The sequence below is a fragment of the Cupriavidus sp. R6-3 genome, assembly GCF_059772245.1.
In genome coordinates, this window is the sequence record NZ_JCBAJO010000008.1 from 34413 (window position 1) to 54753 (window position 20341).

At 63.0% G+C, this 20341-nt stretch carries 19 protein-coding genes and 2 pseudogenes; 12 read left to right on the top strand and 9 right to left on the bottom strand.

The annotated features are described in order from the left end of the window. Positions 1-208 precede the first annotated feature (208 nt). The 5 genes and pseudogenes from AC6EI8_RS03195 to AC6EI8_RS03215 all read left to right on the top strand — a co-directional run bounded on the left by AC6EI8_RS03195 (position 209) and on the right by AC6EI8_RS03215 (position 3644). Positions 209-679, top strand: a complete 471-nt coding sequence (locus tag AC6EI8_RS03195; protein ID WP_158507260.1) for a CzcE family metal-binding protein — start codon at positions 209-211, stop codon at positions 677-679. A 131-nt stretch (positions 680-810) separates the two neighbouring features. After that, positions 811-1047: a hypothetical protein gene (locus tag AC6EI8_RS03200; RefSeq protein ID WP_151023048.1), complete on the top strand. Its 237-nt coding sequence runs from the start codon at positions 811-813 to the stop codon at positions 1045-1047. Between the two features lie 663 nt (positions 1048-1710). Next, positions 1711-2602: pseudogene (locus AC6EI8_RS03205) on the top strand (HAD-IC family P-type ATPase); the annotation flags it as partial. Positions 2603-2703: 101 nt separating this feature from the next. Next, a complete protein-coding gene (locus AC6EI8_RS03210; RefSeq protein WP_226994872.1) occupies positions 2704-3081 on the top strand; it encodes a DUF411 domain-containing protein in 378 nt (125 codons plus the stop codon). Between the two features lie 230 nt (positions 3082-3311). Beyond that, positions 3312-3644 (top strand): c-type cytochrome, encoded by a 333-nt coding sequence (locus AC6EI8_RS03215; RefSeq protein ID WP_162491058.1) that lies wholly within the window; start codon positions 3312-3314, stop codon positions 3642-3644. A gap of 138 nt (positions 3645-3782) precedes the next feature. On the opposite strand, the gene AC6EI8_RS03220 is transcribed toward AC6EI8_RS03215, so the two are convergent. The 5 genes from AC6EI8_RS03220 to AC6EI8_RS03240 form a co-directional block, all read right to left on the bottom strand. Continuing rightward, the gene (locus AC6EI8_RS03220) at positions 3783-4259 is read right to left on the bottom strand and encodes a cupredoxin domain-containing protein (RefSeq protein ID WP_053821803.1); all 477 of its coding nucleotides are present in this window, start codon (positions 4257-4259) and stop codon (positions 3783-3785) included. A 69-nt stretch (positions 4260-4328) separates the two neighbouring features. Then, positions 4329-5246, bottom strand: a complete 918-nt coding sequence (copD, locus tag AC6EI8_RS03225; protein WP_053821804.1) for a copper homeostasis membrane protein CopD — start codon at positions 5244-5246, stop codon at positions 4329-4331. Between the two features lie 7 nt (positions 5247-5253). Then, a complete protein-coding gene (copC, locus tag AC6EI8_RS03230; protein WP_053821805.1) occupies positions 5254-5640 on the bottom strand; it encodes a copper homeostasis periplasmic binding protein CopC in 387 nt (128 codons plus the stop codon). A 34-nt stretch (positions 5641-5674) separates the two neighbouring features. Next, a complete protein-coding gene (locus AC6EI8_RS03235) occupies positions 5675-6598 on the bottom strand; it encodes a copper resistance protein B (RefSeq protein WP_053823090.1) in 924 nt (307 codons plus the stop codon). 216 nt (positions 6599-6814) lie between these two features. Further along, complete coding sequence (locus tag AC6EI8_RS03240; protein ID WP_151023046.1) at positions 6815-8689, bottom strand: copper resistance system multicopper oxidase; 1875 nt, start codon at positions 8687-8689, stop codon at positions 6815-6817. A 189-nt stretch (positions 8690-8878) separates the two neighbouring features. Here AC6EI8_RS03240 and AC6EI8_RS03245 point away from each other — a divergent pair, with 189 nt between their 5' ends. The 3 genes and pseudogenes from AC6EI8_RS03245 to AC6EI8_RS03255 all read left to right on the top strand — a co-directional run bounded on the left by AC6EI8_RS03245 (position 8879) and on the right by AC6EI8_RS03255 (position 12835). Next, entirely contained in the window at positions 8879-9565 is a 687-nt protein-coding gene (locus tag AC6EI8_RS03245; protein WP_012435768.1) for a heavy metal response regulator transcription factor, read from the top strand. Next, a pseudogene (locus AC6EI8_RS03250) lies at positions 9562-10947 on the top strand (heavy metal sensor histidine kinase). Before AC6EI8_RS03245 ends, AC6EI8_RS03250 begins: the two are co-directional and overlap by 4 nt. Before the next feature lie 157 nt (positions 10948-11104). Next, positions 11105-12835 (top strand): site-specific integrase, encoded by a 1731-nt coding sequence (locus AC6EI8_RS03255; RefSeq protein ID WP_082371469.1) that lies wholly within the window; start codon positions 11105-11107, stop codon positions 12833-12835. A gap of 84 nt (positions 12836-12919) precedes the next feature. On the opposite strand, the gene AC6EI8_RS03260 is transcribed toward AC6EI8_RS03255, so the two are convergent. The 4 genes from AC6EI8_RS03260 to AC6EI8_RS03275 form a co-directional block, all read right to left on the bottom strand. After that, positions 12920-13408: a hypothetical protein gene (locus tag AC6EI8_RS03260; RefSeq protein WP_144425799.1), complete on the bottom strand. Its 489-nt coding sequence runs from the start codon at positions 13406-13408 to the stop codon at positions 12920-12922. A 590-nt stretch (positions 13409-13998) separates the two neighbouring features. Beyond that, positions 13999-14589: a hypothetical protein gene (locus tag AC6EI8_RS03265; protein WP_053821808.1), complete on the bottom strand. Its 591-nt coding sequence runs from the start codon at positions 14587-14589 to the stop codon at positions 13999-14001. A 453-nt stretch (positions 14590-15042) separates the two neighbouring features. After that, positions 15043-15525 carry a hypothetical protein gene (locus AC6EI8_RS03270; protein ID WP_053821809.1) on the bottom strand — a complete coding sequence of 161 codons (483 nt, stop codon included), beginning with the start codon at positions 15523-15525 and terminating at the stop codon, positions 15043-15045. Positions 15526-15771: 246 nt separating this feature from the next. Next, complete coding sequence (locus tag AC6EI8_RS03275) at positions 15772-16830, bottom strand: DMT family transporter (RefSeq protein WP_053821810.1); 1059 nt, start codon at positions 16828-16830, stop codon at positions 15772-15774. Between the two features lie 134 nt (positions 16831-16964). Here AC6EI8_RS03275 and AC6EI8_RS03280 point away from each other — a divergent pair, with 134 nt between their 5' ends. The 4 genes from AC6EI8_RS03280 to AC6EI8_RS03295 all read left to right on the top strand — a co-directional run bounded on the left by AC6EI8_RS03280 (position 16965) and on the right by AC6EI8_RS03295 (position 20333). Further along, positions 16965-17318 (top strand): hypothetical protein, encoded by a 354-nt coding sequence (locus AC6EI8_RS03280; protein ID WP_053821811.1) that lies wholly within the window; start codon positions 16965-16967, stop codon positions 17316-17318. A gap of 98 nt (positions 17319-17416) precedes the next feature. Next, a complete protein-coding gene (locus tag AC6EI8_RS03285) occupies positions 17417-18637 on the top strand; it encodes a TolC family protein (RefSeq protein ID WP_061959896.1) in 1221 nt (406 codons plus the stop codon). Continuing rightward, positions 18634-19188 (top strand): hypothetical protein, encoded by a 555-nt coding sequence (locus AC6EI8_RS03290; protein WP_053821813.1) that lies wholly within the window; start codon positions 18634-18636, stop codon positions 19186-19188. The genes AC6EI8_RS03285 and AC6EI8_RS03290 overlap by 4 nt, the downstream gene beginning before the upstream one ends. A gap of 11 nt (positions 19189-19199) precedes the next feature. After that, complete coding sequence (locus AC6EI8_RS03295; RefSeq protein WP_053821814.1) at positions 19200-20333, top strand: efflux RND transporter periplasmic adaptor subunit; 1134 nt, start codon at positions 19200-19202, stop codon at positions 20331-20333. Positions 20334-20341 lie beyond the last annotated feature (8 nt).

Consider the following 20341-nt stretch of genomic DNA (forward strand, 5'->3'; position numbering starts at 1 on the left):
AGGGAACTCTCAGTCCCTGTGGCCCATGCCAGACGGGCGTTGTCGGAGAACCCTCGCTACTTCACCATGGCACCAACCATTTATATCGGCGCCCGCGACAAGCCGCGCCACTTACGAGGATGTAATAGTCGAGTAACGCTTCGGAGAGGCGCCCCTGCCTACCATTGTGCTCAAGAGGTTCTACCTCGAGACGTCAATGGAGAGCTTCATGAAAACCAAAACAACTGCGCTCACCGCGCTGTCCATCGTTACCCTGATGGCCACTTCCACGGCATGGAGTGCGGACAAGGCCAGAACGAACGCCGGCGATAACTGGGCCGAGCACGTCCAGCGGCAAGCCGCCGAGCCGGTCGGCACGTCGCCCGCTCCGGGCGTGGCAGCGGCAACGGCTAGATCGGACGCCGCCACTTCGTTGGGACCTCAGGCGGCGCTTTTCGGCAGTCCCGCTCAGGCCAACACGGCATCACGGGCGGTCACGCTTACGCCAGGACTGAAATCCGTGCGCGTGGCCTCCGGCGACACGGTCACGTTCCGGAGCGGTGCTCAGGAGATGGCCTGGACGTTTGCCGAGTTCGTTCACGGCAGCACTGTCGATCTCAGCGTTCTCTTTCCGGCGTTGTCCAATGCAAAGGGCGTGCGGGTCTACATCGAACGCAGCCAAATCTTCACCGGTGGCTGATGAACTAAGGCAGCGCTGCAGCCAACGAGCGAGATGACGCGCTTGTAACGTCGCTGTCAGCTCTTGGTTCGGTGCTACGCGCTAGACTGAACTCATAGGCTCATCGAGCCCTTTCCAATAGGAGAAACATTATGCTGAAGTTGAAGAGAACCGCTCTTGTGGCACTGACCGTTACCACGCTTGGCAGCATTGCTGGCTTCGCCCATGCTGGTGTCAATTCGCCGCGCGATCCCTTTACCGAAGGGGCGCACGCGATGGGTACGCGCGATCCGTACACGCACGGGGGCCATACCACGGGGACGCGCGATCCGTTCACCGATGGCAACCATGCGGCCGGCGATCGTGACACCTTCACGGACGGCGCCTAATCTTGCTGCAGCGGGGCTGCTCATACCGGACTGGCCCCGAAGCGAGGCCCAGTATCGCGGAATCCCTTTCGCGACACCGGGCGTCGTTCGTTTCTAATGATGGCACCGCGGCCCTGCCGGATACTACCCTCTGCGCTGCCTCCTGGAATTTTTCTGGGTGCGACACTGCGCACTGCCCGTCAGTGTTGATTTCGGCCTCCCAAAATGCTTTCCTAAGGCTAGACCATCACCCCGTATGCGGTAGGGGGCGTATTTTGAGCCATCGTCCCACTTGACTTTCCCACGACGGGGACGCGTATGCTGCCCTGCTAAGGCAGTTACTCCGATCGAATACGCGAGTTTCGGGCTATGCGCGTGCGCCGACGGTTGCCACTGCAGATGACATCGGTCTGGCCGCCACGGTGCTTCGCGGCCGCTGCTGGGCGGCCGCAGCGGTTGATCGTGCATCAGTTTCACCGTATAACCGATGGCCTGCCTGGCGTTCTCCACGGAGCGGCTGGCCTGGCAGCGCCACGACAACAAGGAGTCAGTCAAGCGAGCGTGTCATCGGCGCGACGATGAATGCGGTTCGGCAGGCTAGTCATTCGGTCCGACAAGGTGGGCTCGCAAACGGTGCTGTCGCAGATCGTGCAAATGGTGGCTCAGGCGCAACGATGCTTCCGAGCGCGCATTGGGGCGAATGACTTTGCGGACGAGCAGGTTCTGCGTCTGGCGGCGAGTCTTGACCATGGCAGCGAACATCCGCTGGTTGCGGCCTTGGTGGAGGCTGGCCGCGCCCGTGGCCTGGCGCTGGTGAACGCGGAAGACGTTGAGCCGAACACCGGCATCGGCATGCGCGGCGGGGTAGCGGGCACGACGATGGCGATCGGCAATACCGCGCGGATGCAAACCGACGGCAGCGCAACTGAAGCGCTGCAGGGGCCGATGCATTGCCGGCGCAAGACACGAGTGTCATGTATCTCGCCGTCGATGGTCGCCTTGCCGGCCTGCTGGCCGTCTCGGATCCCATCCAGAGCTCCACGCCCGAAGCGCTAGCCACCCTCAAGGCCGAAGGCATCCGAGTAGTCATGGCAACCGGCGTCGGTGTGGCCACCGCGAAAGCGGTCGCGGCAAAGCCGGATATTGCCAAGGTTCACGGCGACGTTAAGCCGGCAGACAAATTGGAACTAGTCACCGGGCTGCAGCAGGGCGGCGCCGTCGTTGCCATGGCCGGTGATGGCATCAATGATGGGCCGGCGCTCGCCAAGTTTGATGTCGGCATCGCCATGGGAACCGGTACCGATGTCGCCATGCACAATGCGCAAGTGACGCTGATCAAAGGCGACCTGCGCGGAATTGCGCGGGCCCGGCCGCTATCGAAAGCCACCATCCGAAACATGAAGCAAAACTTGGGCTTCGCGTTCCTCTACAAAGCGCTCGGCGTGCCGTTGGCGGCCGGGGTACTGTACCCGTTTACCGGGTGGCTGCTCTCGCCTATGATTGCCGCGCTGGCGATGAGTTTGAGTTCCGCGTCTGTGATTCAAACGCGTTGCGGCTAAGGCAGACCAATATTTGATAGCGCAGTGGGTGCCGCGTCGCGCTACCAGCCACGCATCGCCATCGTTTTCTTGGGAGTATCGATGAAACGTATCCTGGCTGTCGCGTTGCTCGCCGTCGGTGCAAGCTTGCTATGCTGCATCGCCGACGCTGACGGTCTATAAAGACCCCGACTGCGGTTGCTGTGAAGAGTGGATCAAGCATGTCAACCAGGCAGGGATCCGAACCAAGGTGGTCAATTCGCCCGACGTTGCGGCAACGAAGAACAAGCTCGGTGTCCCGGCACACTTCGCCTCTTGCCATACCGCCGTAATCGACGCTAGCGGCCAAGTGGTGGAGGGCCACGTTCCGGCAACGACGATCCAAAAACTCGCTGCCAAGCCATCGATGAAAGGCGTCGCGGTACCCGGCATGCCAGCCAACTCCCCTGGAATGGGGCAGATGGACGGTAAGCTGGTGACCGTCGATTTTGCTGGCAGGCCGTTTTCCAAAGACTGATGGCCGAACTGGCGGCGCGCCAGGCGCTGCCGGTCAACCGATATGGCACAGTCAGAAAATTCGCGCTGGCGCATCGCCGCATGGTTGGCGTTAGGCGCTGCCGCCGCCGTCGCCGTTGCACTGCAGACCAAACGTTACCTGGAGGCCGCAATCGCCGATAAGCGGCCCGCCTCGGCCCGGCAGCTACGCATCGATGCGTCGGACGCCGTACGCGTGCGCGCGGCAAGCAGCTGTATGCGCAGGCATGCGCGTCCTGCCATGGCGCAAAGCTCCAAGGCCGGGCCAACTGGCGCGAGCGACTTTCCAATGGCCGCATGCCAGCGCCCCCGCACGATGCTTCCGGGCATACCTGGCACCATGCCGACGCGGTGCTCTTTGCGATCACCAAGCATGGACTGGTTCCAGGCGTCACCGCGCCCGCAGGCTATGTGAGCGACATGCCGGCATTCGATCGGTCTGATGACGACATTGTGGCGGTGCTGGCCTACATCAAGAGCACGTGGCCGGACAAGGTGGAAGCGGCGCAGCGCGAAGTCACCGATCAGCATGCGAGCCAGCCATAGCGCCGCGCCCGGAGTCCGCTATACCAGTTAGAGAGCCGAGCAAACCTTGGGCCCAGCTGGCAGCTGGCAGCTGGCAGTTGGCCGCTGGCAGCGGGGGAGCGGGGCCGGCCACGCGCTCGTGTCGAGGATGCTCGATTGTTATCTGACGACGATCTTGCCCACCATGCCGGCCTCGAAGTGACCGGGCACCAAGCAGGCGAAGTCCACCGTCTCAGGCCGAGCGAACTGCCAGACGAGCGTGCCTTGCTGTCCGGGTGCCAGCGTGACCTGATTCGGGCCAGCATGCTTGTCTGCCGGCATGTTGCGCATCATCTGCGCGTGTGCCTGCAACTCGCTGGCAGTGCCGATGATCATTTCATGGTCGACTTTGCCGAGGTTACGCACGACAAAGCGTACCGTCTCGCCGGCCTTTACGACAATCGCCTCGGGCGTAAAGCGCATCGTGTCGCGCATTGCCACGTTCACTGTACGCGTTACCTTGTCGGAATCGCCAGGCTGGCCTGCAGCGGATTTGATTGCGGCGTCATGATGGGCATGATTGCCCTCCATACCGGCGGCAGTCGCCAGCATCGGAGACATGCTCAACGCCAACAGTAATGATTTGATCGTCTTCATGACCTCTCCTTGGCGGTGGACGGAGGAAGGGGACGCAGGTCGTGCAGTGCATCGGGCAACCTTGGCATGCTACGCGCCAGCGGGCGACAGGATGCCGAGCGAGGCAACCAAGGCCAGAATCAGGGTGGCGGCACTGGTTTCGAACATCAGGCTGCGCCGAAGGGCCCGAACGGCGCCGGCCTGGTCGCCCCCTTGCATGGCGCGCTCGAGCCGCGGGCTCAAATGAATGCGATTGGCCGCGGCCAGCGCGAGCATTGCACCGAATAGCGCCAGCTTCATCACGAGCAGCCCACCGTACGACGTCAGCGACAGTTCGGGCAACACTGGCCCCACGATGAGCCCGTAGTTGACCGCGCCGGTGATGGCCAGGGTGACGACGACGAGAGTCCCAATGCGGGCGAATCCGTTGGAGGTGCGGCTCAGAAGGACCACATTCTGAGGCGCGCTAGAGGTGTGCGACAACAGAACGAAGGCGAGAAGGGCGCCGACCCAGGCTCCGGCGGCGATCAAATGGGCAATATCGGACGCAAGATGGACGTAGCGGCGAACGCCATCGTCCATGGCACCATGACCGCCCCAGGCCAGGGTGGACAACGCCACGCCGCCCGCCGCAGTTAACACCGCAAACTGAAGCGTCGGCCACCGGCGGCCAAACAAGGCTATCGCCACGCACAGGAGCAGCGCAATGAGCCGCATCGCCCAGGCCGCACCAAAATCGGTGCCGGTCACGATCATTTCGAAGACATGGCTTTGCAGCTCCGAGTACGCCGATGCGCCGGTCATGCCTTTGGCCATGATGGCAATATTAGCCAATGAGAAGACGACGCCAATGGCAGCGAGCGCCGTGCAAATAGCGACAAAGCTCGTGCCAAGTCGTGACGCCATCTCGTCACGGCGCAAGGCGTACAGCCCGAACAGCGGCAGTCCGAACAGCGCCGCTAGATCGACATAGAGCGCGAAGCGCACCGCAACCGTTGTCCAGTCCATCAGTGGATCACTTAACGGTGAAAGCGATATTACCGGTGATCGGATGCGTGTCGGACGACACGGCGCGCCATTCCACCCGGTAGCTGCCCGGCGCCAGAGACTGCGCTGGGGTGATGACCATCGTCTTGGGATCGTCGCTGCCAGACACCTTGGCCGCAACTTTCATCGGCGCATGGTTGGCCATGCCCGGCATGCCGGGCATGACGAGATTGGCGCCGGAAAATTGGGTCGCCAGGTTCTCCGAAAACTTCAGCTCGATCTTCTGCGGAGCCGACACCTCTGCCTTGTCCGCCGGTGTGGATGAAACGAGCTTGGGGTGCGCGAAAGCAGCAGAACTAGCCAGTACGGCAGCGGCAGCCAGCGTGGCACGAAGGGTAAAGCGGGGCGCTTGCATGATGAACTCCGATTACAGATTTATAGATAGTTGCTTAGAACCACATCCGGACACCCGCCACAAAGCGAGTTTCGCCACTACGGCCGCCTGAGGCGCGAACCATGTCGGCGGTATTGCTGAAGGTCTGATACCGCTCGATACCGATGTACGGCGCGAACTGGCGACTGAACTCGTAACGCAGGCGCACGCCGACCGCGCCGCTGGAAAGCCCGCTGCCGACGCCGATCTCCCGGTCGTTCTTGCCATACAAGTTTGCCTCGATTCTCGGTTGCAGAATCAGACGCTGGGTAATGAGCAACTCATACTCCGCGGATAGGCGCAGCGCGGTGCGACCCTCCGTGCCGACATAGCCGGTAGCGTCCAATTCGAACCAATACGGTGCCAGGCCCTGCACGCCGAATGCCAACCAATTCCGGCTTGGTCGTCCGTAGCCGGCATCGTTACGGACACCGAGCTGGGTGTCCCAATACGTTGCGATCGAATGACCCCAGAGCAGTTCGGTGCGGGCCTCGTGGATCTTGCGCTTTTCCGCCTCGCCCTCGGCCTTGATGACGAGCTTGTTATACGTGCCGCCGATCCACGCCTGTGCCTCGTAAGCAGCGGCATTGCTCTCGTTGCCTTTGACCCATTCGAGCCGGTCGACCAACACCGAAGCGAACACGTGCTCGTCTGCCATATGGAGCGATCGCGCGGGTCCGATGGCGTATTTCCCTACCCCGAGCTGGTAGCCACCGGAATATGCATGCGGATCGCGTGCGTCAGCCGGGGGGCTGCCGCCTTGCATCTGCATGTCGCCATGATCCATGTCTGCCGCCTGGCCGTGGTCCATGCCTTGCATCTTGCTGTGGTCCATGCCCTGCATCTGGCCGTGGTCCATGCCTTGCATCTTGCTATGGTCCATGCCTTGCATCTGGCCGTGATCCATGCCCTGCATCTTGCTATGGTCCATGCCCTGCATCTGGCTGTCATCCACGCCTTGCGTGCCGGTAGGCTCCCTTTGCGGGCCTGCTTTCGGCGCCGGGCCAGCGCTCTCAGCGACACCGCGCGCAGTCGGCTCTGCTTGACTGTTCGGTGTGTGGGCGTGCTGAGCCCAAGCGGTGCTCATGCCTGCCGTGGCGAGTAGAGCGGCCAGTATCGTGCTTATTCTGTTGTGCATGTTCTTAGTCGGTTAAGGTCAGGCCACCACCACTTCGCGGAACATCCCCGCGTCCATATGCAACATCAAGTGGCAGTGCCAAGCCCATCGTCCCAAGGCGTCGGCGGTGACCAGGAAGCTGATTCGTTGCGCAGGTTGCACGGCAATGGTGTGCCGGCGCGCTTGGAACGCACCATCCGGCGCCTCCAATTCGCTCCACATGCCATGCAGATGCATCGGGTGCGTCATCATCGTGTCGTTATGCAAGATGACGCGCAGCCGTTCGCCATACTTGAAGTAGACCGGGGTGGATTTACCAAACTCGACACCGTCGAAGGACCACGAATAACGCTCCATATTGCCGGTCAGGTGCAATTCGACTTCGCGCCCTGGGCCGCGCTGGTCCAGCGGACCGCCGATGGTATGTTGGTCGGCCAGCGTCAGCACGCGACGGCCGTTGTTGCGCAGGCCGATGCCGGGGTCGTCCAGGTTGGTGCGCGCCATGTCGACCCGCATATCCGTGCTGGCGCCGTATTCGGTCCTCGCGTGCCGCGCCTTGGTGCTCGGGACCTTGAGCGATGCGTCAGCGCCCATGCTGTTCATGCCGCCCATGCCGTGCTGGCTGTGGTCCATGGCCATTGCGCCGTGTCCCATTGCTTGCATGCCCATGGAGCCATGGTCCATGCCGGCGTGGTCCATGCCCTGCATGGCCATACCACCATGATTCATGCCGCCCATTCCACCCATGCTACCCATCATGTCGGCCATGGTGAGCCACTTGGGCTTGTCCAGCGCAGGCACCGCGGCCACCAGGCCCTCTCGCGTGGCCAGCGTGCCACGGGCGTAGCCGGTGCGGTCCATCGCCTGCGAAAAGATGGTATAGGCCTCGTCCCGCGGCTCCACGATGACGTCGCAAGTCTCGCCAGCGCCGAAACGGAACTCGTCGACCGTCACCGGCTCGATGTTCTGCCCGTCAACCTGGAACACCTTAAGCTTCAGGCCAGGAATGCGTACATCGTAGAAGGTATTGCCTGAGCCGTTGATGAAGCGCAACCGCACCTTCTCGCCGGGCTGGAACAGACCGGTCCAGTTGCCGGCCGGCGTAACGCCATTGGTCAGATAGGTCAGGGTGGCACCGGAGAGATCTGCCAGATCGGTCGGATTCATCCGCATCTGCTGCCACATCTTGCGCTTGGCGAGCGCACTCTTGATCCCGTCGTTCGAGACGTCGCGGAAGAAGTCGATCGCCGTGGGCTGGTTATAGTTGTAGTAGTCGCTCTGGACTTTCAGTTTGGAGAGGACGCGCATCGGATCCTCATCGGTCCAATCCGACAGCAGCACCGTGTAATCGCGATCAGCCCGGACGCCGTCCACGCCGCTGGCCGGGTCGATGACAATGCCGCCATACACGCCGGTCATCTCCTGAAAGCCCGAATGGGAGTGATACCAATAGCTGCCAGTCTGCTCTACCTTGAACCGGTAGGTGAAGCTCTCGCCCGGCGCGATACCGGGAAAGCTGATGCCTGGTACGCCATCCATCTCGAACGGCAAAATGATCCCGTGCCAGTGAATCGAGGTCGGCTCGCGCAGCCGATTGGTGACCCGGATCGTTACCGTGTCGCCCTGCCGCCAGCGTAGCGTCGGCCCGGGCAACATCCCGTTAATGGTGGTTGCCACCCGCGGGCTGCCCGTAAAGTTAACCACCGACTCGCCAATCACGAGGTCGAATTCGGTCCCCCGCAGCACCGGCGCCGTCCCCGACGCGGCACCTTGCGGCTTGTCTGATGCTTGGGCCCACGCGATGCCCCCAAGACCGGACAATCCTGCCATCACACCCCCCGCAGCCAGACCCTGCACGAAGCGGCGGCGCGGTAGGTTGGCCAGCACAATGCCAGACTGTCGATCACGTCCCATGAAATAGTCCTTTTTGCTTGAATGGCCGCATCGGACAGCGGCAAAGAGAGAGTAACGAGGACGAGGCTACCGACAACTTACCTGAACATTACATTCCGGTAATGTCCGGGCCACTCGGAGCAGGGCTGCGTAGACTCGCCATGGGCTGACCCAAGCGCAGCCATACAATCGGAAAAAGGAAGCTCGAACATGAAACTGCTCGTCGTAGAGGACGAATCCAAGACAGGCCAGTACCTGCGCCAGGGATTGACCGAGGCCGGATTCGTTGTCGACCTGGTTGGCAACGGGCTTGATGGACAACACCTGGCGCTCAACGAGTCTTACGATCTGATTATTCTCGACGTCATGCTGCCGGACCTCGATGGCTGGAGAATTCTGCTGAGCCTGCGCGCGGCCGAGAGCGCGGTTCCGGTCTTGTTCCTTACTGCCCGCGACAGCGTCGCTGATCGGGTCAAGGGACTGGAGCTCGGCGCGGACGATTACCTGGTAAAGCCATTTGCATTCTCCGAACTGTTGGCTCGCGTCCGGACGCTGCTGCGCCGCGGCACTGTGCAGATGGGGCTGGACCGCATTCAGGTGGGCGACCTGGTTCTTGATCTTAGTCGACGTCGCGCTTCGCGCGGAGGTCGCCGGATAGCGCTGACCAGCAAGGAGTTTGCGCTGCTCGAACTGCTCGCCCGCAGGCGGGGAGAAGTTCTGCCCCGCTCGTTGATTGCGTCCCAGGTGTGGGATATGAACTTCGACAGCGACAGCAATGTGATCGACGTTGCGATTCGCCGCTTGCGAGCCAAGATCGACGACGACTTCGACGCCAAGCTGATTCAGACGGTGCGAGGCATGGGGTACGTGCTGGAAGCGCCCGAGGGGCAAGAATGAAGCGCCGTATGTCGCTGACCATGCGGCTGACGTTGTTGTTTTCTCTGACGTCGGCATTGGTGCTACTTGGCCTCGGAATACTGATCTGGCTTTCCATGGACCGGCATTTTGCCGACGAAGATTATGTGGTGCTTGGGGACAACGTTCGTCTGATTCAAAAGATCGCTCAGGAGCAATCCAGCACGCACCTGCCGAGCCGTCTTGCGGAAATGGTGGAACATCACCCCGGTTTTGTCGCCCATGTGAGCACCGCGAAAGGTGACGTCATTTACCGCACCAATGGGTTCGATTTTGGCGCCATGCTCAACGTTATTGGCCGGCTTGGACCGGATGAGACGACCTTGAGCTGGCAGCAGGGAGACAAGGAATAACGAGGTATGCGCGCGCACGCGACAGTGCCCGGCGAGTCGGTGCCCTTGGCGGTGATGGTCGGCATGGACACCGAAATCCATGCCCACTTTATGCACGCGTTTCGTCGCTCGCTGGCCTTCTATACCACGTTGGCGGTGCTCGCCAGCGGCTTGTTCGGCTGGTGGGCAGCCAGGCGCGGTCTGGCGCCGTTGCGAACGATGGCCTCTCGCGCCAAGGGTGTCACGTCGAATCACCTTGACGCCCGCATGCCCGTGGAGACCGTGCCGGTGGAGATGGCCGATCTGGCGGCGACGCTGAATGCCATGCTCGAGCGCTTGCAGGACGATTTCCGGCGATTGTCCGAATTCTCGTCCGACCTGGCTCACGAATTGCGCACGCCGATCACCAACCTGATGACCCAGACCCATGTCGTGTTGTCGCAGCCGCGCGAGGCCGCCAAGTACCGCGACGTGTTGGCCTCCAACGCCGAGGAGCTGCTGCGCCTTGGCCGCATGGTGTCCGATATGCTTTACTTGGCCAAGATGGAGCACGGCATCACGCTGCCCAACGAGGAGTCGATCCATGTCGGCGACGAGGCCCGCGCGCTGTTTGATTTCTACGACGCCTTGGCCGAGGACAAGGGTGTGCAGCTGCGCCTGCAGGGCGACGCCAGCATCGTGGGCGATCGCCTGATGTTGCGCCGCGCACTGAGCAATCTGCTGTCGAACGCACTGCGGTATACGCCCAGCGGCAAAGCGATTGTGATCAAGGCATGCGAGCAAGACGGCGGCGCCACCATCGTGGTCGAGAACCAGGGCGAGGGGATCGATCCCGAGCTGTTGCCGTCGTTGTTCGACCGGTTCTTTCGGGCCGACAAGTCCAGGGCGCGCGCTGATTCGGACAGCGTGGGGCTTGGCTTGTCGATCACGCAAGCCATCATGGTGGCGCACCGCGGTGGAATCTCGGCTGAGTCGTCAGGCGGTCTCACCCGCTTTATTCTGACCTTCCCGCGGCGCCAGCCACGAGCTTAGGGAGGCCGGTCCCCCATGGCGAGCTGCGAGGCACGTGCTGATGCCAGCAAGATCGGCATACTGTTAGGCCATGTGCCGGATCCCGCTGCCAATAGCGACGCTATTGAGATAAGTATCCTTATCGTAATAGCCGTTTCGGTGCGCTAAACTGGCGCCCATGAAATCGCGCCTGACCCTACCGAACTCCGCATCTGCCGCCAGCACGGGTATGGATACGGCCTGCGCCGATGCTTCCACGGCATTCCCCGATGCCGCCTCCCTGGCCGCGCTGCGTGCCTGGCATGCCGGCCTCAGCTCCCGGCAAGCCGTGGCGCAATACCTGGGGAAGGAGAGGGCGCGCGGCCAATCCTCGCGCGCCGTGCTGGGCCGCATTCGCCGCCGGCTCGCCTCGCTGGCACGCGAGCGCGGCCGCGACGATCTGGCCGCGTTGTTCGAGATACCGGCGTCGGAGCGGGTGGCGCAGGGCAGGGCGGCCGACCGTGCTATTGAGGTCTTGCGCACGCTGCCCACGCCACAGCCAGCGATCACCGACGACATCGGCCGCTGGCTGCCGGCGCGCGCGGTCGCCGCCTTGCGCGCCCACGGCATCGAGACGCTGGCGGCGCTGACGGTGCGCGTGCCCAGGCGTCGACGCTGGTGGGCAACCATCCCCGGGCTGGGCGCTACCGGTGCCAAACAGATCGAGGCGTTCTTCGCCGCGCATCCTGAGCTGACCGAGCGGGCCCGCGCGCTGATCGTGCAGGAGCGGCGCAGCAGCGTCGTGCCGTGGGAGCAACTACGCTTGCCCCATCAGGTCGACGGCTCCGAAGGGCGCTTTCGCGCCCCGCGCGCGACGTGCACCTTGACCGCGGACAACGACTACGAGGCGGTGCAGGCCTGGCTGGCGCTGCACGAGTCGCCGGCCACTCATCGCACCTACCGCAAGGAAGCGGAACGGCTGATTCTGTGGGCTATCGTGGAGCGTCAGCGGCCGCTGTCGTCGTTGACCACCGAAGACGCCGTGGCCTACCGCGCCTTCCTGCGCCGGCCCACGCCACGAGAGCGGTGGGTCGGGCCGCCACGCCCGCGCTCGTCGCCGGACTGGAGGCCGTTCACCGGTGCGCTGGCCGCACGCTCGGTGGCCCATGCCCTGACAATCGTGGGGGCGATGTTCCGCTGGCTGGTCGAGCAACGCTACGTGCTGGCCAACCCCTTTGCCGGCATCAAGGTGCGCGGTGGCGGTCGCACCGCGGCGGTCGATACCTCGCATGCCTTCACCGACGGCGAGTGGAAGCTGGTGCGGACCATCGCCGACGGGCTCGAGTGGTCCCACGGCTGGGAGGCTGCCGCGGCGCAGCGCCTGCGGTTCATGCTGGATTTTGCCTATGCGACGGGGCTCCGGCCCAGCGAGCTGGTAGGGGCCACGCTCGGCGATATCTGGACCGACGCGGAAGGCGATGAATGGCTCGAGCTGACCGGGAAGGGCGGGCGCATCGGCAAGGTGGCCTTGCCGCCGTTGGCCCGGCGGGCCTTGGAGCGCTATCTGTCCGAACGCGGTTTGCCCATCAGCCGGCGCTTGTGGCGTCCGGAGATTCGCCTGGTCGGTGACCTGAGCGACGAGTCCGGCTCAGGAATCACGAGCACGCGGCTATGGCAGGTCGTGAAGCGGTTCTTCAAGCTGGCCGCTGACATCATTGGTTCGGACCATCCTGCGGCTGCGGACAAGCTGCGCCGTGCCAGTCCGCACTGGATGCGGCATACGCACGCCACGCACGCCCTGGATCGGGGCGCCGAGTTGACCATCGTCCGGGACAATCTGCGGCATGCTTCGGTGTCGACGACGTCGGTCTACCTGCATAGCGATGAGGTCAAACGGGCCCGGCAGATCGGAGAGGCATTTGGGGCTTAAATGACACCGCAAGGGCGCCCACAGCGAGCTGTACGGACGAACAAGGGGGTGCAATCTTGCCCTTAGTTGCCGAGCGGTTCTGGCTCAAAACACGGAATCCTTCAAGCCGAATCCCCTGGTTGGCATCACGGCGATCGTCATGCTGTCGGCGTGCGGCCCCGCCGCGCACAGGGCGATCGCGCGCCGTGCATGGTGACGGCTGCGCAAATCGACGAACTCGAGCATCAGAAAGGCCAAGCAGATGGCCGCCAGCACCAAACCGCTCACGCCGCCGGAAGTCTTGCCATAGGTGAATGCCGCGACGGCCAGGCTGAACATGGTCACGGTGCCGAAGCAAAATGCCCAGAAGCTGGATGTCACCTGACCTGGGCGGAGCTCGACGTAGGTGGGCCCGGCGGTAAAGCCCAGATCCTCATTGAACCGCAGATAAGGCCAACCGGAGGCCGCCCAGCGCGCCAGCGACAGCGCTGCCGAATGCTGCGCGATGTAGCGCAGTTGGGCGACCGAAAAGCTCCGGCCATAGGCTGCATACATCCGTCCGCAATCGGCCAGCGTCGGTGCGGCAGGGGCCATCACCTCCCAAGCTCGCGCTACCGCATCCGGATTTCGTACACATGGCTCGCGCGCCAGCCAAGACAATAATTGCACGCCCTGGGACCAAGGCTCCGCTGACTCCATGTCCGCTCCCGGAATTGTCTGCCACGCCACGGCAGGTGTCTTAAAGTAACTTTGCGTCACTTTACACGGCTAGCAAAGAGGCCGACAACTCGGACAGGGGTATCTCGCAGACGGGACGCGCGAGCACGTGCAAACGGTAGAGAGAGCACACGGCGCTCCCAGCATAGTCGCCGGCTGTGTCCTCATCGAAACTGCCAGCATCCGAAAGGTGTGCGCCTAGGGGCTGGTAACAAATTTATGCAAAATCGGGTAACAAATTTATGCAAATTAACGGGTGCCGTTGTTTTGCGTAATTTTGTTACTCACACACTGACGGCGTGACGCTGCTTGTCGCTTGCCTAGTAACAAATTTAGTTGAACAAACTTTGCAGAAAATTGTTACTCCGTTGAACGGTTCAACTTAAAGTGTTCTTTGGATGTACGGCGGCCATGTTACATCTTCAGTCTGTCAGGTAGCGTGCGAAGGGGCGTGTCTCCCCGGCAGGTTATTCGTCTGCCAGTTTAAACGTGCCGTCGCCGCTCGCAATAATGCGTTCTGACCTGATCAGCGACGCCAGTCCTTCCAGGACATCGGCTACTTCCATCTCGAGCAGCTTGGCGATTTGGACCGCGTGCAACTTCTTGACGCTTGCACTGACGAGGTCGAGAATCTGGCCTTCGGGCCCCGACTCATAAGGTAGCCAGCTCAGCCGGCGGTGCTTGTCTGCGGTCCTGTCAATCTCAGGTTCCCGCTCTCTTTGCCGTGCAAGAAGTCGGTTCCGCATTTGCTCGTCTTCTTCGGCACTGGCGCGCTGTCTCTCGCGCTCTGCCGCAAGCCGCTGCGGACCTTGAGCAATAAAGGCGTCCATCACCTCGATCGGTCCCTTTCGGAAAGGCACTCCTCGAAATGCGCCGTGCTCATATAGCAGCTGTCGCAACCGTTCACATCGATACGATTCGCTCTCGCAGACGTCGGGTAGGTATTGCGCCTGTTGTTCCGCCGGTATGTCACGGTAGTAACGGCCACCAATCATGACGTAGCGCTCGATGAGGCGGAGCAACAGGTCTTCTCTGCTTAGTTCGTCGGGGTTTCCCATTGCCGCTCACAATGAAAAGAGGGCTGGCTCATCGAGTTAAAAATTGTAACAAATCTGTGCAGAAATCGAGCGGGCGGTGCCGGTGAGCCGGCGGCTATCTGCGGCGCTGCACGCTCACTGGCGCGATCGCGATGACCCGCTCTGCTATGCGTTGGGTTATCTGCGGGGCGTTCGCGCGCCACGAACCAACATGGTCGCGACTGCTACGCAACCATCACACTATAGCGCGCGTGGCCTTCGGCAACTGGTGTGGCGGGCCATGTCCGCGTTTAACGCGTCTCTCACCCTCAATGAGCGTGACCTGGGTCAGTGGTCTGCGCACATACGGCCTGGCGATTTGTCGCATGGTGTCGTGGCACGGGCGCTACCCGAACGATTGCGCGGCAAAGATGGTCCGCTGCAAATTACCGTGCGACAGCGACTTCGGCGCTGACTGGACGAGGCCGTCAGCGATCAGGTGTCATGCTCGGCGAACAGTTCCAGCCAGCCCGCGAGCCGATGGGACTGACACGCCTGCGCTAGTTGCCCGAGATTCCGCCAGAGCGTTGTGAAGGGGAGGTGTTGCTGGTTAGCGAGCTGCTCGATGGCGAGAATCAGCAGTGAAAGCGGCGTCTCATCCAGCAGGTGCCCGAGATGAGGGAACCACTCGGACACCACGCGGCCTTCGGCCAGCATGGAGGCCAGCACGTCCGACGGCAAAGAACCGCGGTAGCTGACGCTAGCTGTGCGGGCAGCCATGTCGAGCCAGGGGCGCGGTGCCAAGGGTTGCAGCGTCGAGATGTCGAGTCCTAACACGCGCACAATGCCGAGCGGGTCATCGGGGTCAGCAGCCACGGCCAAGAACCTCGCTTGGCGTGCGGACAGCTGCAGCGCCATCCGGCGCGCCGTCACCGCAGCCTGTTGCGCCGGCGTCAGCGCGAAAACGAAGTTAGTCATGCCAGTTAAGCGGTGAGGGTAGCCATAGTATTACAGGTCCGTCACGCTGCACCCACCGTTCCCCGTGGGCTGGTACCTTGGTTCCGAATCCGCCCATACAGTGGGGCTGTGCGGGTTGGGCGAGGCGGCCCAGGCGCGATGTAGCCGCGCCGGTTCGCTTCTGTGGGGTGGCGCACACACGTGCGCCAATATGGCGTTGATCCACGCAGCGCCGCATAGCGACTTTTCGGCGGGTTCGAACGTGTCCTAATGGCTGTGCCTATGGTGCGTGTCCGGATAATGCGGATGCCGATGGATCAGCACCTCATGCCGATGCCAATGGCGGTGCGGTTCGGCCCCTTCCCACGGAAAGTCATGCTCATGTTGATGGTGCGCGTCGTGCCGGTGGGCATGGCTGTGCTCGAGCGGGTCATGGGTATGCTCATGCTCGTGCCGTTCCCGGAGGTGCAACCAGATGCCGAGTGCCATCAAAGCTGCGGCAAGCCAGAACGTGACGCCTGGCACGTCGGGCCATATCGCCAGCGATATGACGACGCCAAATACCGGCGCAATCGAAAAATAGGCGCCGGTCCGCGCAGTGCCCAGCCAGCGCAAGGCTATGACGAACAGGGCGAGACTGACGCCGTATCCCGCGAAGCCCACGACCATGGCAGCCAGTGTGCTCGCAAACGGCGGCAGATCCGCGCCGGTGGCAAATGCCAAGCTTGTATTGCAGACGCCGGCTACCAGTCCCTTCAGGCAGGCAATGACCAGCGCGTCGTTGTTGGAAACCTTGCGTGTGAGGTTGTTGTCGACGGCCCAGCAAAGGCACGCTGCCACGACCAGAATCGCCCCCGATGCGAATCTGACTTCGCCCGGCTGCCACGAGAGCAGGAGCCCGCCCGCCACGATCGCGACCATCCCTAGAACGATCTGACGATCGGCGTTTTCCTTGAAGACCACCCAGGCAATCACGGCGGTCAACACTCCTTCAACGTTCAGCAGCAGCGACGCGGTCGCGGCGCTTGTCTCGTTCAGGCCCGTCATCAATAGGGCCGGGCCGGCGACGCCCCCGGCAATAATCGCGGCAAGCAGCCACGGCCACTCTGCGGGGGGAATGGCAAGCGTGCCGCCTTCGGCGCTTTGACGCGCACCAAAGAGTCGGCGGGCACCAATTGCGATGAGCAGGCCGATTCCGCTGCCCAAGTAAAGCAGTCCCGCCAACATCAGCGGCGATATTCCCCCGGTCAAAGCCTTGGCCAGCGGAGTGCTGGCTCCAAAAAGTATCGCGGCAGCGAGCGCCGGGGATGCTAAGCGTAGTGACATGGCGTATTGCGGTTGGCATAGCGGAATGGCATTGTCGCGCGCATCCGACAATTGAGGCGACCAGGTGATTGGGCGGCCCTTTACGCGGCAGGGGTGCGCCAATGACGCCGGCATATTCCTGTAGAATCCGGCGCATGTCGCGAATTGTTGCCATCCTTTTGATGCTGATGCTCCCGCTGCAGGCTCTCGCTGCAGTGGAGCGGCAATTCGCGCATGCGTCCGGCCCGGTGCTGGACCATATGGTTGTCCACGCCGAGCACGTGCCGCATCATCATGACGACGATGGCGATATCCACGAGGACGACTCCAGCGCCTCGGCGTCACACCAGTTGGACTTCGAGCTCGCCTCGAACCTCTTGGGAACGGTAAGCCTGGCTTACTCGCTTCCCGTCCTGCCGCCGCGTTACCAGACGCCCCTGTTTGACGGCGCTGTGATACCGGATCCTACCGGCACACCACCATTACGCCCACCTCACGCTCCTGTCTGACGACGGGGTAGCGTTCGTTTGTTCGTCTGCTGCGACGCCTTTTTACGGGTCGCGCCCCGTCGCATTGCTTCTTCAAGCCATTCGCGTTGGGGTTTTTCATGCAGAGATCATTTCTACTTCTGGTGGCAGCGCTCGTGCTGTCGCCCCTTACATACGCCCAAGCGCCCGCTGAGCGATCCGCGCCAGCGGACCTGCAGTCCCTGTTCGAGGTCGCATGGGAGCGTTCGGTCGCGCTCCAGACGGCCGAGGGGCGGCGACAGGAGGCCGCTGCAAGTCGTATTCAGGCGGATTCGCTGATCGCCGGACCTCCCGTCGCCGACCTGCGTCATCGTGGGGACCGGTTCACGGACGGGCGGGGCGTTCGAGAAAGCGAAGTCGCGCTTGGCGTGCCTATCTGGCTGCCGGGTCAGCGAGCGGCGAGGGGCGAGCTCGCTGACGCCCAGCTGGCGGAGGCGGATGCCAGAGCGAGACTTGCCAGGCTGGCCGTTGCCGGCGAATTGCGGGATCGGGTCTGGCAGCTTGCGGCGGCTGCGGCCGAGCAGGAAGTGTTGCGCCGACGCGTGCTAAACGCCACATCTTTGCGCGACGATGTGGCACGACGGGTTTCCGCCGGCGATCTTGCCCGGACCGATCTGCTGCTAGCGGATCAGGATCTTCTCGCCACGCGCGCGTTGTTGACCGACAGCCAGGCACGGATGACCGAACTGTCAACACGGCTGTTCCAATTGACCGGTGCCTCCGCGCTGCCGCTGCGCTACGAGGAGCGACCTGCCATGCCCGAGGCCGTCTCGGCCCACCCATCGCTGGAAGCCGCCGCCGGAGGCCTGCTCCGCGCGCAACGACAACTCGGGTATCTGCAGAAGTCCCGCCGGGACGCTCCGGAGGTAGGGGTCTCCTATCGCCGTGATGCGGCCGGTGGCGGCGCGCCGTCCGACCAGACCGTGGGCGTGTTCATTCGGATTCCGTTTGCGACGGACGCCCGCAATCTGCCAAGGGAAACTGCCGCTCAGACCGAAGTCATGACCGCACGCGCGGAGCGGGAGCGCATGGAGCGCGTGGTGCAGTCCGAAGCGGAGGCATCGCGACAGGCTCTCACGCTGGTGGAGCAGCAGCTCAAGCTCAGTGAGCAGCGCAGCGCGATGCTCGCCGAGCGCGCGGTCCTCCTGCGCAAGACCTTCGATGCAGGCGAAATCGGCCTGACCGAGGTATTGCGCGCACAAAACCAGGCGCTGGAAGCCGAAGCCGACGCAGCGCGACAGCGCGCGCGGCGCGGCGCTGCCATCGCCAATCTCAATCAGGCTCTGGGAGTATTGCCATGAATCGTTGCCTCATCGCGCTTGTGCTGCTGTTCGGATGCGGCCTTGGATACGCAGCCCCCGGCGCGCACGGCCCAAGTGGCGAACATCTTGACGCCCCGGCCGCAACTTCGGCCGGGACCACAAGGCCGACCATCGAAGCAAACACCGAAGCGTTCGAGCTAGTCGGGACGCTCTACGACGATGAGTTATCCATACTCGTCGATCGCTATGCGACCAACGAGCCAGTGACAGCAGGCACGCTAGAGGTCGAGCTAGGGGAAATCAAGGCGCAGGCCAAGCTGCATGCCGATTTGGGGGACTTTTCCTTCACCGATGCGGCACTGCTGAAGGCGCTGCAGGCACCGGGGCAGCATGCGCTCGTCTTTACGCTGGTTGCCGGCGCCGAATCCGATCTGATCGAGGGGCGTATCACCGTTGGTGGCGACGAACACGGCCACGACCACGTTGCCTGGAAGCCCTGGGCCGGCGCTGCGATCGCAGTGGTCCTCGCACTGGGGCTGTTCGTCATGATCCGCCGGTATCGCCGTCGGACTGGCGCGATGAACCGATAGGCCGACATCACATGAAAAACACGACATTCTGCCGGGCGCTGCTGGTGGCCGCCGCCGCGGCCCAATTCAGCGCCATCGTTCCCGCCTGGGCCGCTCCGGGCGCCCATGGTCCCGACGGCGAGCATCTTGACGGACCCGCGCCAACTGCAGCGGCCGGGCTCGCGCGGCTTCCTGATGGCAGCGTGCAGGTGCCCAAGCTGGCGCAGCGCCGGATGGCCATTCGTACCATCATGCCGCAAGCTGGCGAGCATCCTGTGTCGCTGGAGCTCAATGCGACTGTGGTGATGGACCCGAACGCGGGTGGCCGCTTGCAGGCCGGACACCCCGGCTGGCTTGAGGCGCCGCCGGGCGGATTCCCTGTGCTGGGCCAGCGTGTGCGAAAGGGCGACGTCATGGCGGTGTTGCGGCACAAGAACGAACCTTTCGACATCGGCAATCAGCAAGCTCAACTGGCAAACCTGAGCGCGAATTTGAAGCTCGCGCAACAGCGCCTGCAGCGGCTGGAGTCGCTGCAGGACAGCATCCCCCGCAAGGACATCGAAGCTGCACGCGCCGAAGTCCAGAGCCTGTCCGGTCAGCGCGCCGCCGTGGGAACCAGCCTGCATCAGACCGATGCGCTGCGCGCGCCGGCGAGCGGCATTGTCGCCTCGGCCAACGTCGTCGCAGGTCAAGTCGCCGCAAGTGATGACGTCTTGTATGAAATCGTCGACCCGACCCGCTTGATGGTGGAGGCCCAGAGCGCCGACGCCTCGCTCGCTGGCCGGATCCGGGATGGAGCCCTGGCAAACGTGCAGGGCGGGGCGTTGCAGTTTGTCGGCGCGGGCCGCAGCTTGCGCAACGGCGCGGTACCGCTGACGTTCCGGCTTGCCGGCCAGACGTCGCTCCCTCTTGCGGTCGGGCAACCCGTGACCGTCGTTGCGCACCTGACCGACACGGTGAAGGGAATTGTGCTGCCAAGCGAAGCGGTGGTCCGCGGGCAGAACAATGAGACCAGTGTCTGGATCAAGTCCGGGACCCAGCGCTTTATCGCACAGCCCGTCCAGGTACGTGTCCTGGATGCGCGCAATGTCGTCGTGGTTGACGGTCTGTCCCCCGAGAACCGCGTGGTGGTCAGCGGTGCCTCGTTGATCAACCAGATTCGGTAGGGGCGGGC